The 15,076-nt window shown below is 72.8% G+C and carries 13 protein-coding genes; 8 read left to right on the forward strand and 5 right to left on the reverse strand.

The window, feature by feature from the left end:
- The first annotated feature begins 60 nt into the window (after positions 1 to 60).
- Positions 61 to 975 carry an LLM class flavin-dependent oxidoreductase gene (locus tag ACIA47_RS24935; RefSeq protein ID WP_396710946.1) on the forward strand — a complete coding sequence of 305 codons (915 nt, stop codon included), beginning with the start codon at positions 61 to 63 and terminating at the stop codon, positions 973 to 975.
- 82 nt (positions 976 to 1,057) lie between these two features.
- Here ACIA47_RS24935 and ACIA47_RS24940 read toward each other — a convergent pair whose 3' ends face one another.
- Positions 1,058 to 2,281: a PHB depolymerase family esterase gene (locus ACIA47_RS24940; RefSeq protein WP_396710947.1), complete on the reverse strand. Its 1,224-nt coding sequence runs from the start codon at positions 2,279 to 2,281 to the stop codon at positions 1,058 to 1,060.
- A gap of 217 nt (positions 2,282 to 2,498) precedes the next feature.
- On the opposite strand from ACIA47_RS24940, the gene ACIA47_RS24945 reads away from it, so the two are divergent.
- The 3 genes from ACIA47_RS24945 (at position 2,499) to ACIA47_RS24955 (ending at position 5,483) form a co-directional block, all read left to right on the forward strand.
- Complete coding sequence (locus tag ACIA47_RS24945; RefSeq protein WP_396710948.1) at positions 2,499 to 4,331, forward strand: DUF2079 domain-containing protein; 1,833 nt, start codon at positions 2,499 to 2,501, stop codon at positions 4,329 to 4,331.
- 69 nt (positions 4,332 to 4,400) lie between these two features.
- Entirely contained in the window at positions 4,401 to 5,042 is a 642-nt protein-coding gene (gene lipB, locus ACIA47_RS24950; protein WP_396710949.1) for a lipoyl(octanoyl) transferase LipB, read from the forward strand.
- A 48-nt stretch (positions 5,043 to 5,090) separates the two neighbouring features.
- A complete protein-coding gene (locus ACIA47_RS24955) occupies positions 5,091 to 5,483 on the forward strand; it encodes a VOC family protein (RefSeq protein ID WP_396710950.1) in 393 nt (130 codons plus the stop codon).
- A gap of 49 nt (positions 5,484 to 5,532) precedes the next feature.
- On the opposite strand, the gene aspS is transcribed toward ACIA47_RS24955, so the two are convergent.
- Complete coding sequence (gene aspS, locus ACIA47_RS24960) at positions 5,533 to 6,819, reverse strand: aspartate--tRNA(Asn) ligase (protein ID WP_396710951.1); 1,287 nt, start codon at positions 6,817 to 6,819, stop codon at positions 5,533 to 5,535.
- Between the two features lie 454 nt (positions 6,820 to 7,273).
- Here aspS and lipA point away from each other — a divergent pair, with 454 nt between their 5' ends.
- Both lipA and ACIA47_RS24970 read left to right on the forward strand, forming a co-directional pair.
- Complete coding sequence (gene lipA / locus ACIA47_RS24965; RefSeq protein ID WP_396710952.1) at positions 7,274 to 8,269, forward strand: lipoyl synthase; 996 nt, start codon at positions 7,274 to 7,276, stop codon at positions 8,267 to 8,269.
- A 53-nt stretch (positions 8,270 to 8,322) separates the two neighbouring features.
- A complete protein-coding gene (locus tag ACIA47_RS24970; protein ID WP_396710953.1) occupies positions 8,323 to 10,041 on the forward strand; it encodes a hypothetical protein in 1,719 nt (572 codons plus the stop codon).
- 70 nt (positions 10,042 to 10,111) lie between these two features.
- Here ACIA47_RS24970 and ACIA47_RS24975 read toward each other — a convergent pair whose 3' ends face one another.
- Both ACIA47_RS24975 and ACIA47_RS24980 read right to left on the reverse strand, forming a co-directional pair.
- Positions 10,112 to 13,183, reverse strand: a complete 3,072-nt coding sequence (locus tag ACIA47_RS24975) for an AAA family ATPase (RefSeq protein ID WP_396710954.1) — start codon at positions 13,181 to 13,183, stop codon at positions 10,112 to 10,114.
- Positions 13,180 to 13,350 (reverse strand): hypothetical protein, encoded by a 171-nt coding sequence (locus ACIA47_RS24980; RefSeq protein ID WP_396710955.1) that lies wholly within the window; start codon positions 13,348 to 13,350, stop codon positions 13,180 to 13,182. Before ACIA47_RS24980 ends, ACIA47_RS24975 begins: the two co-directional genes overlap by 4 nt.
- Before the next feature lie 207 nt (positions 13,351 to 13,557).
- Between ACIA47_RS24980 and ACIA47_RS24985 the strand changes: the two genes are divergently transcribed.
- Positions 13,558 to 14,244: a DUF4191 domain-containing protein gene (locus ACIA47_RS24985; RefSeq protein WP_091407420.1), complete on the forward strand. Its 687-nt coding sequence runs from the start codon at positions 13,558 to 13,560 to the stop codon at positions 14,242 to 14,244.
- Between the two features lie 62 nt (positions 14,245 to 14,306).
- Here the strand turns inward: ACIA47_RS24985 and ACIA47_RS24990 are convergent, their stop codons facing one another.
- Positions 14,307 to 14,705: an RDD family protein gene (locus tag ACIA47_RS24990; protein WP_396710956.1), complete on the reverse strand. Its 399-nt coding sequence runs from the start codon at positions 14,703 to 14,705 to the stop codon at positions 14,307 to 14,309.
- 263 nt (positions 14,706 to 14,968) lie between these two features.
- Between ACIA47_RS24990 and ACIA47_RS24995 the strand changes: the two genes are divergently transcribed.
- Positions 14,969 to 15,076, forward strand: a 108-nt coding sequence (locus ACIA47_RS24995; RefSeq protein WP_222431430.1) for a glutamine synthetase, incomplete at its 3' end; no start/stop codon positions are given.

Consider the following 15,076-nt stretch of genomic DNA (forward strand, 5'->3'; position numbering starts at 1 on the left):
CTCGGCAGAATCGGCGGTCGGCGGGTCGTCGGTAAGCCGGCGTGGGCCGATGCTGGACCGATGGCGACCTTCGCCCTCCAGGCCACCCCGACCGATGCGGCGAGCTGGGCCGAGCTGGCCCGTCGGGCCGAGACCGCCGGCTTCGACGCCCTGCTCGCCGCCGACCACCCCGGCGACGTGACGTCACCGTTCGTGGCGCTGGCCGCCGCCGCCCCGGTCACCTCGACGATCGGGCTCGGCTCGTACGTGTCGAACCTCGGCGTACGGGAACCGATGCTGCTCGCGGCCGACGTGGCCACCCTCGATCTGATCTCCGGTGGACGGGCCCGGCTCGGTGTCGGTGCCGGTCACACCCCGGCGGAGTGGCGCGCGGTGGGCCGGGAACGCCCCGACGTGACCGGTCGGGTCCGCCGTTGCGTGGCCGTCGCCGAGGCGGTCCGCGCCCTGCTCGACGGCGCCTCGGTCACCGTCGACTCGGCCGAGCTGACGATGCGCGAGGCGGTGCTGCGTGAACCCCGGCCGGTGCAGGAGCGGATCCCACTGACGATGGGGACGGCGAACTCGACGCTGCTGCGCTGGGCCGGCGCGCACGCCGACGTGGTCGGACTGACCGGGTTCGGACGTACCGTCGCCGACGGCCATCAGCATGAGGCGCGCTGGCGGGCCGACCAGATCGAGGCGCAGCTGGCCTGCGTGGCCACGGGCGCAGCCGGCCGGGCCGACCCGCCGGCGCTGGAGGCGCTGGTGCAGACGGTGGTGGTCACCGACGACGCGGAGGCTGTCGCCGCGGAACAGGCCCGGCGCAACGGCATGACCGTCGCCGAACTGCTGGCCACTCCGTTCGTGCTGATCGGCACGGTGGACGAGATCATCACGGCGGTCGCCGAGCATGAACGGCGCTGGGGGGTGACCCGGTTCGTTGTCCGCGGCGACGCGCTGGATCCGCTCGCGCCGGTCCTGGCCCGGCTGACCTGATCCCACGCTGACGACCCCTGTTGATCAAGAGGTTTGCGTCAGATTCGCGAACCTCTTGATCAACAGGGGGCGTGGGGTGGGATCAGCAGCCGATTACCCAGTAGTTGGGGGCGGTTTGCTTGAGGGCGCTGGTGTAGAAGGTGTTGTACAGGCCCATCCGCTGGTTGGAGCCGTTGGCGTAGGCGTAGCCGCCGGACTGGTACGCCCGACCAGCCGTCACGTGTGCGTAGTTGCTGGCCGTCACGCAGGTCGGCGGCGTGGTCGGGGTGGCCGTCGGGGTCGGCGTGGGGGTGGCCGTCGGGGTCGGGGTCGGGGTCGGGTTGGTACCGCCGCCGTTCAGGCCGAAGAAGAGCGCGTCGCGGTACGTCGAGCAGATGGTGTCCAGGAAGTACGCGCCAGCCGTGCCGCACTGCTCGGCCGCCGAGCCGGGGTCGACCGGGGTGCCGTGGCCCATCCCGGAGACCCGGTAGAGGCGTACGTCGTCGTTGCCGTACACCTCGAGGCTGGTGTTGCCGGGCAGCGAGGAAGTACTGGTCGGGGTCTGCGACACGCCCCGCACGTTGGTCCACTGGTCACGGGACTCGGTGCCGTTGAGCGGCGTGACAGTGGTGTCCGAGGTGCCGTGCCAGATCGCCACCCGGGGGCGCGGGCCGGTGTAGCCGGAGTACGCGCCACGGACCAGGTCGCCCCACGCGGCCGGGGTCTTGTCCGCCCCCGGGTTCATGCAGCTGAACGCGTTGACCATGCTGGTGGCGCAGCGGTACGGGATCCCCGCGATGATCGACCCGGCGGCGAAGACGTCCGGGTAGGTGGCCAGCATGACCGCGCTCATCGCCCCACCGGCGGAGAGCCCGCTGACGTAGACCCGGGAGCCGTTCACCGCGAAGTTCGCCTTGGCGTGGTCGACCATCTGCTTGATTGACAGCGCCTCGCCCTGACCCCGGGTGGTGTCGCCCGCCTCGAAGAAGTTGAAGCAGGAGTTGGCGTTGTTGCCGGAGGGCTGCTGGGCGACGATCAGGGCGAACTTCCACTGGTCGGCGTACTTCCGCCAGCCGGAGTTGGCGAAGTAGCCGGAGGCGTTCTGGGTGCAGCCGTGCAGCAGGACGACGGCCGGGGAGTTGGCCGGCAGGCCGTCCGGCCGGTAGGCGTACATCGCGAGGTTTCCGGGGTTGGAGCCGAACCCGGTCACCTGGGTGAGGGTGGCGGCCTGGGCGGGCGCGGCGACGGCGACCGCGCCCGCTACGGCGAGGGCGAGCCCAGCGACCGCACCGAGCAGCCGGGTGAGGGTGGACGAGGAGCGGCGCACGGCGGCCTCCTGAGGGGCGGACTGTGAACTGGGTCACTGTCGAGTTGCCGTGACGTTACGACGATGTGTCGCCGCTATGACATGGGGCCCACTCACACATTCACGGCGGACGCTGTGTACGCCAAACCGTCGACGCGGCGGATCGAATCCGTCCCCAACGGTCCCCTCCTCGCAGGTCTGACCGGCCCGTCCAGGTCCGGTTGGTAACGTCCGCTGCGTGCCGTCCTCCCCGTCGCTGGCCACCGGGCCCGCACCCGCGTCACCGCCGCACACCGTCCGGGACCGCCGGGCCGACCTGATCGTCGTGCTGGTGGCGCTCGCGCTCGCCGTCTGGGTGACCAGCGGGCTGTGGCGGGACCCGAACGTCCGCACCATCACCGTCAACTCCAGCGACCAGGCGCTGTTCGAGTGGCTGTTGGCCTTCGGCGGGCACGCGGTCACCCACGGCGACAACCCGCTCTTCACCCACCTGATCAACGTCCCGGACGGTGTGAACCTCGCGGTCAACACCTCGATCACGGTGTACGCGGTGGTCTTCGCCCCGCTCACGTACCTGATCGGACCACCGGCGACGTTCCTGGTGATCCTCACCCTGAACCTGCTCGCCACCGCGCTGGTCTGGTACTGGCTGCTCTCCCGGCACCTGGTGCGCAGCCGGCTGGCCGCCGGGGTCGGCGCCCTGTTCATCGCCTACTCCCCCGGCATGGTGTCGCACGCCAACGCGCACCTGAACTGGACCGCCGGTTGGCTGGTGCCGCTGCTGATCTGGCGGCTGTTCGCGCTACGCCGCGCCGGGCACTGGCTTCGGGACGGTGTGATCCTCGGCGTGCTGGTCGCGGTGGCCTTCTCGATCGCCGCCGAAGGGCTCTTCTTCACCGCGCTGGCGCTGGGGGTGTTCGTCGCCATCTGGGCGCTGCACCCGGCCAACCGAGTGGAGGCCCGCGCCGCGTTGCCCACCTTCCTGCGCGGACTCGGGGTGACCGCCGTGGTCGCCGGTGTGCTGCTGTCGTACCCCTTGTGGTTGCACTTCGCCGGGCCACAACGGTTCCACGGCACCGGCTTCGACCCGGTGATCCACTCCGAGGACATCGCGGCGTTCGCCGCCTTCCCGCGCCGCTCGCTGGCCGGCGAGGCCGGGCTGGGCACCTCGCTGGCGCCGAACCCGACCGAGGAGAACTCGTTCTTCGGCATCCCGCTGCTGGTGCTCACCGTGGTCTGTTTCGTCGTGCTCTGGCGGCGGGCCGACCCGCACCGCCGGGCCACCCTCTGGGCGCTGGGCGCCCTCGCGCTGATCTTCACGGTGCTCTCCTTCGGGCCCGTCGCCAAGGTCGACGGCCGACACACCGACCTGCCCATGCCGTTCGACCTGGTCGGACAACTGCCGGTGGTGAACGCCGCGCTGCCGGCCCGGCTGGCGCTGGTGGTCGCGCCCGTGATCGGGCTGCTGCTGGCGTACGCCGTCGACCAGTTGCGCGCCGCGCCACCTCAGCACCGCTCCACGGAACTGGCCTGGCTGGTCGGCTTCGCGGTGGCCCTGGTGCCGCTGCTGCCCACCCCGTTGCTGACCGACGAGCGGGAGCCGATCCCGCGCTTCATCACCTCCGGCACGTGGCGGGACTACGTGTCCCCCGACGGGGTGCTGACCCCGGTGCCGCTGACCGTGGACATCTACCCGGACGGCCAGCGCTGGCAGGCGTACGCGTTGTCGCACCGGCAGGGCGAGTTCGAAATCCCCGGCGGCTTCTTTCTCGGCCCCGGTGGGCCGGACGGGCGGGGCCGGATCGGCCCGGTGCCGCGCACGCTGAGCGCGTTGATGGACCAGGCCGGCCGTACCGGGCTGGTTCCCATCGTCACCGACGGGACCATCCGGGAGGTCCAGTCGGACCTGCGGCACTGGCGCATCGAGACGGTGGTGCTCGCCGACGAGGTGCACGGCGCGAAGTTCGAGGTCGACGAGGCGGCGCTGCTGCGCACCGGCACCGCCCTGTTCGGCGCGCCGCAGCGGGTCGACGACGTCTGGCTCTGGCGGATCCCGCCAGCCGACCGGTAGGGCACTACGAGGCCCTGGTGAGGCGGCTCACCAGGGATGGTCGCCGGTAGCGGGACTAGGCTGGATGCCGTGACGACGACGACCTCCGGCCTGACGGCCGTCCGTGCCGGCCTGCTCGACTACCAGGCCGCCTGGGACGAGCAGCGGCGCCTGCACGAGTCGGTGGTGGCTGGCGAGCGCGGCGACACCGTGCTGCTGCTGGAGCACCCGAGCGTCTACACCGCGGGCAAGCGCACCGAACCGTGGGACCGGCCGATGGACGGCACTCCGGTCGTCGACGTGGACCGCGGCGGCAAGATCACCTGGCATGGGCCGGGGCAGCTCGTCGGCTACCCGATCCTGCGCCTGCCCGACCCGGTGGACGTGGTCGCCTACGTGCGCCGGACCGAAGAGCTGCTCATCGACGTGTGCGCCGAGTTCGGGCTGACCGCCGGTCGGGTCGAGGGGCGCAGCGGGGTGTGGGTGCCCGAGGACGACCGGGGACCGGCCCGCAAGGTGGCGGCCATCGGCATCCGGGTGGCACGGGGCGTCACCCTGCACGGCTTCTCGATCAACTGCGACTGCGACCTGACGTACTTCGACCGGATCGTGCCGTGCGGCATCCGGGACGCCGGCGTCACCTCGCTCACCGCCGAGTTGGGCCGCCCGATCACCGTCGCCGACGTGCTGCCGGTGGTCGAGCGCCGGCTGTCCACCCTCGTCACGGTCTGAGACCCGGCCGCACGCCGGGGTGACCGAAGGGCGGCCTACCCTCGGTCCGTGCAGATCGATCTCGTCACCGTCGTCGTCACCGAGTACGACCCGGCCATTGCCTTCTTCACCGGCGTCCTCGGCTTCGAGCTGGCCGAGGACACCCCGTCGCTGACCAACGACGGGCGGCCGAAGCGCTGGGTGGTGGTCCGCCCGCCGGGCGGCGGCACCGGGCTGCTGCTGGCCCGCGCCGACGGCGAGCGGCAGCAGGCCGCGGTGGGCGACCAGACCCACGGGCGCGTCGGGTTCTTCCTCCAGGTCGACGACTTCGACGCCACCTACCGCCGGATGGCCGAGATGCACGTCGAGTTCGTCAAGCCGCCGCGCACCGAGCCGTATGGCCGGGTCGCCGTCTTCCGGGACATCGCCGGCAATCTCTGGGATCTACTCGGTCCCGCCTGAGCCCCCGCCGGCCCTCTCCACCGATCGAGTGGGCCGGCAGGGCACCCTCCTACGGAGTCAGGCGGTGCAGGTCACGCGGGAACGCGGTGACCTCCCGGATGTTGGCCGCGCCGACCAGCCGGGCCACGAACCGTTCCAGGCCGATGGCGAAGCCGCCGTGCGGTGGCATGCCGTGCCGGAACGCGTCCAGGTAGCCGGCGTACGGTTCGACCGGCTCGCCCCGGGCCGCCAACGCCGCCAGGTAGTCGGGGTGCCGGTGCAGCCGCTGCCCGCCGGTGACCAGCTCCAGACCACGAAAGAGCAGGTCAAAACCGTTCGAGTACGCGGGCCGCGCCGGGTCCGGGTGGGTGTAGAAGGGCCGCTTCGCCATCGGGTAGCCGGTGACGAAGAGGAAGTCCGACCCGTGTTCACGCCGGGCCCACTCGCCCAGCGCCCGTTCGTGGGCGGGCGCGAGGTCCGGCTCGTCGGCGGGCGCGCCGGCGATCGTCAGCGCCTCGGTGAAGTGCACCGCCGGGATCTCCGCCGGCACCTGGGGCGGCGTGACGCCGAGCGTCGCCAGGGCCGCGCCGGCCCGCCCGCTGACCGCATCCAGCATTCCGGCCACTGTGTCGCGCAGCACCCGCATCACGTCCCGGTGGTCGGCGATGAAGCCCAGTTCCGCGTCGAGCGACGTGTACTGCGCGAGGTGCCGGACGGTGTCGTGCGGTTCGGCCCGGAAGACCGGCCCCACCTCGTAGACACGTTCGAAGACGCCGACCATCAGCTGCTTGTAGAACTGCGGTGACTGGGCCAGGTACGCGGGCCGGCCGAACCAGTCCAGCGCGAACACGTTCGCTCCGCTCTCGGTGCTGGAGCTGACCACCTTCGGTGTGTGGATCTCCACGAAGTCGTGGGCGTCGAGTGCGGCCCGGAAACCGGCCACCGCCGCCGCCGAGATCCGCAGCGCGGCCGACCGGGTGGGGTGCCGCAGCGCGGTGGGCGCGTTGTCCAGCTGGGTGGGCAGGCTCGCGGTGAGCGCCGGCCGGTACAGGTCGAACGGTGGCGGTGCGGCGGGCGGCCCGAGGAGACGTACCGTCGGGTCGGTCAGCTCGACCCCGGCGGGCGCGGTGTCGTTCGCGGTGGCCGTCGCGGTGACCTCGACGACCGTCTCCTCGGTGAGTTTCTCCAGCTCGGCGCGGACGGCCGGGTCGGTGACGACCACCTGGGCCAGGCCGGTGGCGTCCCGCACGATCAGGAAGGCGACCGACTTGAGCAGTCGGCGGCGGTGCACCCAGCCGGTGATCCGCACTGTCGTGCCGATCCTGGCGGGCAGTTGCTGGGACAGGGTTCGTTGCATGGCGGTATTGCTCCTCGGTCGATCGCCACGCCTTCGCCGCCCTGGGGTGGTGAAAGCGTCGCATCAGCCCCAGGGAGGTGTGGGCGAGCGGGAACCTCGCGGTGCCACCACACCTTCACCCCCGCCGAAGCGGGAGCCTCGTTCGTCGCCTGATGACCGGGGCCAGCCGGGCGGGCTCTACTGGGCGCGGGTGACCCGCGGCCGTTCTTCCCGCAGCTCGGGAGGGTCTTCGCGCCCCGGCGCCAGACCGCCTCTCAGCACCGGCGGCTCTCTGCACTGGCGGGTCGGGGGCTACTCGGCTCCGTCGTCGCTGTTGGCGGCGACCGTAGCACCTGAATCCCGCTCGTGTGACGCACATTTTCGACACCCCGGTGTCCGGCGTCACAACGTTTGGTGCGTGACGCCGGTCGCCTGACGCACATAGACACCTGCCGTCCGGCGTAGGCTCATTTTCGTGACGATCGAGCACTCCGCGCCGACGACCGGCCAGGCAGCGCGCACCGCAACGGCGGCCCCCGAGGGGCGGCGTCTGCTGCGGATCGAGGCGCGTAACGCCGAGACGCCGATCGAGCGCAAACCGCCATGGATCAAGGTCAAGGCCAAGATGGGCCCGGAGTACACCCAGCTGCGCGGGCTCGTCTCGCGCGAAGGGCTGCACACCGTCTGCCAGGAGGCCGGCTGCCCCAACATCTACGAGTGTTGGGAAGACCGGGAGGCCACCTTCCTCATCGGTGGTGACCAGTGCACCCGGCGCTGCGACTTCTGCCAGATCGACACCGGCAAGCCGGCCGATTTCGACGCCGACGAGCCGCGTCGCGTCGCCGAGTCGGTCGTCTCGATGGGGCTGCGTTACGCCACCATCACCGGTGTCGCCCGTGACGACCTGCCCGACGGCGGCGCCTGGCTGTACGCCGAGACCGTCCGACAGATCCACGCCCTGCAGCCCGGCTGCGGCGTCGAGCTGCTGATCCCGGACTTCAACGCCGTCCCCGAGCAGTTGGCCGAGGTCTTCAGCTCCCGTCCCGAGGTGCTGGCCCACAACGTGGAGACCGTGCCGCGCATCTTCAAGCGCATCCGGCCGGCGTTCCGCTACGACCGCTCGCTGGACGTGATCCGGCAGGCCCGCGCCGACGGGCTGGTCACCAAGAGCAACCTCATCCTGGGCATGGGCGAGGAGCGCGCCGAGGTCTCGCAGGCGCTGCGCGACCTGCACGAGGCCGGCTGCGAGCTGATCACCATCACCCAGTACCTGCGCCCCTCCCCCCGGCACCACCCGGTGACCCGCTGGGTCAAGCCGGAAGAGTTCGTGGAGCTGCGCGAGGAGGCCGAGGAGATCGGCTTTGCCGGGGTGATGAGCGGGCCGCTGGTGCGTTCGTCGTACCGGGCCGGTCGGCTCTACAAGCAGGCCATCGACGCTCGCGCCGCCGCCTCGGTCGCCACCGCCAGCTGACTCCGCCGGCAGCGCCGCACGGCCGTTCGGCGTCCGGGTGTCATGATCCTGTGATGACCGTCGGCGTACGCGAGCAGCCGCGCGGCGCAGACCCGTCCCGCCCGCGACCCGGCGCATGTCCCGGCCTGGTCGGTTGGCTCACCGGGTTGGCAGTGCTCGCCGGGGTGGGTTACCGGCTCTGGCTGCTGCTGCACGCCGCCCCGGCGACGAACAGCGACGAGGCCACCATGGGGCTGGCCGCGCTGCACATCGCCCGGGGTGAGGGCTTCCCGGTCTGGTTCTACGGCCAGCAGTACATGGGCACGCTGGAGGCGTACCTGGCAGCGCCGGTGTTCGCCCTGGCCGGTGGGCCGTCGCTGCTCGGGCTGCGGTTGCCCACGCTGGCCCTGTACGCGCTGTTCCTGCTGCTGGCCTGGCGGTTGACGCTGCGGCTGACCGGGGACCGGTGGTTCGGGCTGCTGATGGTGGCGCTGCTGGCCCTCGGTTCCGACCGGATCGTCAAGAACCAGCTGATCGCCGGCGGCGGCTACCCCGAGATGAACGCGGCCGGGGCGGCGCTGGCTCTGCTCGCCGTGGATCTGGCCACCGGCCGACCGAGGCGGCGGACGGCCGACACCGGGCGACCCGACCGGCGGACGGCCGACACCGGGCGACCCGGCCAGCGGCTGGCGCGCTGGGCCGCGTGGGGGTTCCTGGCCGGGCTGATGCTCTGGGTCGACCCGCTCGTGCTGCCGTACGTCGCGGCGACCGGCGCGGTCCTCGTCGGGTTCTGCCGCCGGGAGCTGTGGGGTGCCGCCGGGGCGCTGCTCGGGGCGGCGGCCGTGCTGGGGGCGGCCCCACTGCTGCTGCACAGCCTGCTGACCGGGCGCAACCCGCTGCACGCCGTGCTCGCGGCCAGCGGCGCGAACGCCAGCGCGGGTTGGCCGGACCGGCTGCACGGCGGCCTGGTGCTCGGCCCCGGACTGGGCATGGGCTTCTGCGCACCCGGCCAGTGCGCCACCTGGCAACTGTGGTGGGCGCTGGCCCTGCCGCTGCTGCTGGCCATCGCCGCCGCCACCGCCTGGCGGGCCCTGCGCACCCCCGACCCCGACCCTGCTGGCCCTCCCGCCGTCGGCCCCGACGCGGTGTCGCCTCGGGTGGCGGCGGCGGCACGGCTGGCGCTCGTGCTGGCCGCGGTGGCCACCCTCGGCTCGTACACAGTGAGCAGTTCCGCCGGGCTCACCCCCGTGGAGAGTTCCCGCTACCTGTCCTGCCTGCTCATCTCCCTGCCGGCGCTGCTCTGGCCGGTGTGGACGGTGGCGCGGCACGGGCTGCGCCCGTCGGCGATCGGCAGGCGCGGCGTCGGGTCGACGCTGGCCCGGTCGGTCGCGGTGGTGTTGCTCGCCGCCACGTTGGGCACCGCCGCCCACTCCACCTGGCGGGCAGCGGAGACCGTCCCGGCGACCCAGGCCGCCGAGGCCCGGCACACCGAACTGGTGAGCACCCTGCGACAACTCGGCGTACGGCACGTGCGCGCCGGCTACTGGACCTGCAACCGGCTCACCTTCGCCAGCGCGGAGCAGGTGGTCTGCGCGGTCGTCGACGACACTTTGCGCCCCGGTTTCGACCGCTACCCGGCGTACCGGCGGGAGGTGGAAAGCGCGGCGGCACCGGCCTGGGTCGCGCCGGCCGGCTCACCCCTGGCGGAGGTGCTCGACGAGCGGCGGCGAGTCGCGCCGGGCAGCCTCGGCCTGGTCACCATCGAGGGCTGGCGCATCTACCTGCCGCGCTGACCTCGGAGGCCCAACTCAGCGCAGCGGCCTCGGCGCGCGTCACCGTGCGGCCCGGCGGCCTCGGCGCGTCTCAGCGCGGCGCGGCGGCCTCGGTGAGCAGGCCGAGGCGGTGGGCCAGGGCGGCGGCCTCCACCCGGTTGGTAACGCCCAGCTTCGCGATGATCCGGGAGACGTGCACGCTTGCCGTCTTCGGTGAGATGAACAACCGGTCGGCGATCCGGCTGTTGCTGTGCCCCTCCGCGACCAGGCGCAGCACCTCCCGCTCCCGGGCGGTCAGCAGGTCCGCGCCGGCCCCGCCCCCGGCGCGCAGGCCGACCCGCCGCGCCAGGGTTGCGGCCGCCTCAACCAGCGGGGTCGCACCCAGTCGCCGGCCGATCTCGGTGGCCTCGGTGACCGCCGCCGCCGTCTCGTCGCGTTCCCCGGCTGCGGCGGTCGCCTCGGCCAGCGCCAGCAGCGCCCTGCCCAACGGGTAGGGCTGCCCGTCGGCCCGCCACGCGTCGACCGCCGCACGCCACGCCGGCAGCGCCTGGTCGCCGACCGCGAGCAGCGCGGTGACCTGGGCGGCGTGCGCACGGGCCGCCGGGTGCCGCGCCGGCAGGTCGGTGGCGAGCGCCGCCACCGCGACCGCCAACTCCCGATCACCCACCCGGGCCGCGGTGCGCGCGGCGGCGCTGAGCACCGGCCAACCCTCCCGGGGCAGTCGCGGCAGGCTCTCGTCGGCCACCGCGACGCGGGCCGCCCGTACCGCCTCGACCTTGTCGTCCGCGGCCAGCGCCGCCTCGATCGCCAGCTCGTGCAGCGGCAGACGGTGGTTCGGCCACAGGTACGGCCGGTTGAGGAAGGTGAGCGCCCGGTCGACCAGCTCGTCGGCGCCCGGATGGGCGCGGGCCAGCCGCAGCCCGGCGCCCAACTGGAGCCAGTGCAGACCGGTGACACCGGACAGGTCGATCCGGGCGGCCTCCGCACAGACCGCCTCAGCCTCGTCCCACCGGCCCAGCGCGATGAGCGCCTCGGCCCGGTTGGAGAGCAGGTACGCCCCGGTGGAGCGGCTGATCCCCACCCGTCGCGCCTCGACCGCACCGGCCTCGGCGGCGTGCGCGGACTCGGCGTAGCGGCCCAACTCGCAGAGCATGTCCGACTCGAACACCATGGCGAGTACCAGGGTCGGCGCGTCCCCCGCCGCACGGGCAGCGGCGGCCGCCTGGCCCAGCTCGGCCAGCCCGCCGGTCAGGTCCCGCTCGCCGTGGCAGAGCAGCGCGATCCGCGTCGACAGCAGGGCCACGTGTTCTCCGAGCGCCTCGGCGTCGGTGGCGGCCTCGGCTGCCACCCGGGCCGCCTTCTGCGGGTCGATCTTGACCAGGTGGGTGGCGATGTCGGCGAGCAGCCGGACCCGCTCCGCGCCGGGCGGGCCACCGGCCGCCAGCCGGTACGCCTCATCCAGCTCTCGGCTGCCGTCGCTCTTGCCGAGCAGGGCCATCAGTCGACCGCGCTGGTCCAGCAGGCGGGCGGCGCGCAGCGGCGCGGCGTCGACGTCCACCTCGGCCAGCCCGGCCCGGGTCAGGGTGATGGCCCGACTGAAGTCACCGGCGGTCACTGCGGCGTCCAGGGTCTGCTCCAGCAACGCCAGGTGGTCCATTCCGAGCAGGTCGGCGGCGTCCGGCACCAGCTCCCACAACTCCAGTGCCCGCTCCAGCAGTCGGCGCTGCTCGGCGTACGCGTACCGGTCGGCGGCAGCGCACGCGGCGGCTCGTGCGGCGACGAGGGCGCGCGGGTGGTCGTGCGCGGCGTGCCAATGGTGGGCGATCTCGGCCGGGGCCCGGCCGGCGGCGACCAGATGCGGCTGGGCCTCGATGGCAGCGGCGAAGCGGGCGTGCAGCCGGGCGTGCTCACCGGGCAACAACTCGTCGTGTACGGCCTCGCGGACCAGCGCGTGTCGGAACTCGTAGTCACCGTCCCGGTCGGCCACCACCAACTGGGCGGCGACGGCGGCGCGTAACGCGTCCTCCAGCTCGGTCTCGGGCAGCCCGGCGACCTCGGCGAGCAGATCATGGGCGAAGCGGGTGCCCCCGGCGGCCGCGATCCGCAACACCCGCTGGGCCGGCTCGGGCAGCCGGTCCACCCGGGCCAGCAGCAGGTCACGCAACGTCTCGGGGAGCGCCGCGCAGCCGATCGGGTCACCGGCGACGGCCAACTCCTCGATGAAGAAGGGGTTGCCCTGGGTGCGGTCGTGGACATCGTCGACGGCGCGGGCGAGCGGCTCGGCGCCGAGCAGGTCGGCGAGGATCGCGGCGGTGCCGTCGCGGTCCAGGCGAGCCAGCTCGACCCGCTCCACTCCCCGGGCCCGGTCTAGCTCGGCGAGGAACGGGCGCAGCGGGTGCCCGCGCTGCAACTCGTCCGTGCGGTAGGTGCAGACCAGCAGCAGCCGGCCCGGCCTCGCCGCCCGGACGAGGAAGCCGATCAGGTCGCGGGTGGAACGGTCGGCCCAGTGCAGGTCCTCGATGATCAGGACCAGCGGGCGAGCATCGGCCAGCCGCTGGAACAGCTCGGCGACCAGGTCGAACAGGTAGCCGCGCGGGGCGTCGCTGAGCGGGACGGCACGCGGGGTGGTCAGCGCCGCGGAGGCGCGGCCCAACTCCGGCAGGAGCGGGGCGAACTCCGCCTCGTAGCCGGCGAAGACCTCGGGGCCGTCGGCGCGGAGCACCGCCCGCAACGCGGCGGCGAACGGCGCGAACGGCAGGCCGGCCTCGCCCAGCTCCAGGCACTGGCCGACGAGCACCCGCGCCGCGCCGTCGGTGGCCCAGCCGGCGAACTCCTCCAGCAGCCGGGTCTTACCCACACCCGCCTCGCCGCCGACCAGCACGGTGGTCGGCTCCCCGGCCCGCGCCCGCCCCAGCGCGTCTCGCAGCGCCACGGTTTCGCGGTGGCGCCCGACGAGGACGGAGCTGGCGGCGCGTACGGTCACGTGTTCGAGCATGCCATGGCGGCCCGCACCGCCGGCCCCGCCGATCGGCCGGTGGCCGGGCGACGGGGTCGGATCGGGTCGAGCGGCCAGCCCGACCGGTGCGGTGGACGGGGCGGCCCCGGTGAACGCGGCGGCCATGCTGGGCGCCGTGGACGTGGCGGTCGCGCTGGGCGCGGTCACCGGCGGGCGTCGACGGTGCGACCGGCCTGCCTGCGCCGGCCCAACCACCCGCGGCTGACCGGACGGGACAGCGACCGGGCGAGCCGGTCCGCGGCCGCGTCGGCGCGCAGCTCGGCGGCGTGGGTACGGTGCAGGGTGAGCAGGAAATCTGCGTCGTTGCCGAACATGTCGGGCTCCTTCGTGGGGTCGTCGTCTTCTGCTGACGACTCTTCGCGCGAAGGCCCCACCCGGGCATGGGCATGGCGCCTCATCTTCCCCGCCCACAGCCTCCTTACCCGGCCGCTCCGGGCGCGTACGGCGACGTAAGGTACTCAGCTGCCCCGGCACCCGGACGCGGATCAACCGGGCCGGCGGCGACCACTAGACTCTGCGGCATGGCAAAGCCCCAGGAGAAGGTCTCGTTCGGCCAGCGGCTGAAGCAGATCGGGATGGTGTTCCAGTTCACCGCCAAGCAGGATCGGTGGTTCGCGCCGCTGGTCGCCGCCGCGGTGCTCATCCCGCTCGCGCTCACCGTGGTCGCGGTCATCCTCTGGAGCTGGATCTGGCTCCCGATCGGCATCCTGTTCGTCCTGCTCGCGGTGCTGATCGTGCTCAACCTGCGGTCCAACAAGGCGATGATGAACGCCGCCGAGGGGCAACCCGGCGCGGCGGCGCAGATCATGGAGAACATGCGCGGCGACTGGCGGGTGACGCCGGCGGTCAGCTCGACCACCCAGATGGACATGGTCCACCTGGTGATCGGCCGCCCGGGCGTGATCCTGCTGGCCGAGGGCAACCCGCAGCGGGTGCGCGGCCTGCTCGGCCAGGAGAAGCGGCGGCTGTCCAAGGTGATCGGCTCCGCTCCCCTGCACGACTACGTGATCGGGCAGGAGGAGGGCGAGCTGCCGATCCGCAAGCTGCGCACGACGCTGCTGCGCCTGCCCCGCGCACTCTCCGGCAAGGACGTCAACTCGCTGGACAAGCGACTCAAGGCGCTCACCGCCCGGCCACAGATGCCCAAGGGCGCGATCCCGAAGAACATGCGGCCGCCAGGCGCCTTCCGCCAGTCGCGGGGCCGCTGACCCCAGGTGTACGCGAAGGAGCCGGACCCGTGCGGGTCCGGCTCCTTCGCGTTGGTGCGTGGTCAGCCGCGGGGGGCGTCGACGATGACCGAGCCGGCGACTCGGTCGTGCAGGCCGCGCCGGTGCTCGTCCATGATCAGCGCGGGGACGACGAGGGCCAGCAGCAGGCCACGGATCAGCCCCCGGAGGACGCCGATCCGGCCACCGTCGTGCCAGTTCACACAGCGGATCTTGGTGATGTACATGCCCGGAGTCTGGGCGAACAGGCCGAGGAAGATGCCGTACATCAGGACAAGCACCAGCACCGGGGCCCAGCCGTCGCGTACCGGGTCGGCGAAGAAGTTGGACACCAGCAGGCAGAGCACCCAGTCGATGATCAGCGCCCCGAACCGCCGACCGAGGCTCGGCGCGGTGAAGGTGGGGTCGGTGGCCGGCGCTGCCGGGAGGTGCGGATTGGTCACAGCGGTCAAGGGTATCCGCGCCGGGATGAGAGCTTGCCGGGTGCCGCCGCCGCTGTGTGCCGATTCAGGCTAAAGCGATCAGATGTCATTACACTGGCACAGTCGGTACGGCGTTCCTGGCGGGCCGGAGGCGCGGACCGGGGCGTCGCTGACGCTCCGCGAGGGACGTAACACGGCAGAAACAACGGAGACACGGCCGGGCAACCCCACGGCCCTAGCGTCGCCAGAAGCCTAGCCACCCCGTGGACGTGCCAGGAGGATGTGTGTTCGCCAATCCCGAGGAACTGCTGCGATACCTCAAGAACGAGGACGTGAAGTTCGTCGACGTTCGTTTCTGTGACCTGCCCGGCGTGATGCAGCACTTCAATCTG

Origin of the sequence: Micromonospora sp. NPDC051227, from assembly GCF_044455385.1 — a bacterium.
In the GTDB taxonomy this organism is placed as follows: Bacteria; Actinomycetota; Actinomycetes; order Mycobacteriales; family Micromonosporaceae; genus Micromonospora.

Bases quoted from the DNA above. Each gene is read 5' to 3' on its own strand.
- ACIA47_RS24970 (WP_396710953.1), top strand. From the start codon at position 8,323: ATGACCGTCGGCGTACGCGAGCAGCCGCGCGGCGCAGACCCGTCCCGC.
- ACIA47_RS24935 (WP_396710946.1), top strand. From the start codon at position 61: ATGGCGACCTTCGCCCTCCAGGCCACCCCGACCGATGCGGCGAGCTGG.
- ACIA47_RS24985 (WP_091407420.1), top strand. From the start codon at position 13,558: ATGGCAAAGCCCCAGGAGAAGGTCTCGTTCGGCCAGCGGCTGAAGCAG.
- ACIA47_RS24980 (WP_396710955.1), bottom strand. From the start codon at position 13,350: ATGTTCGGCAACGACGCAGATTTCCTGCTCACCCTGCACCGTACCCAC.
- aspS (WP_396710951.1), bottom strand. From the start codon at position 6,819: ATGCAACGAACCCTGTCCCAGCAACTGCCCGCCAGGATCGGCACGACA.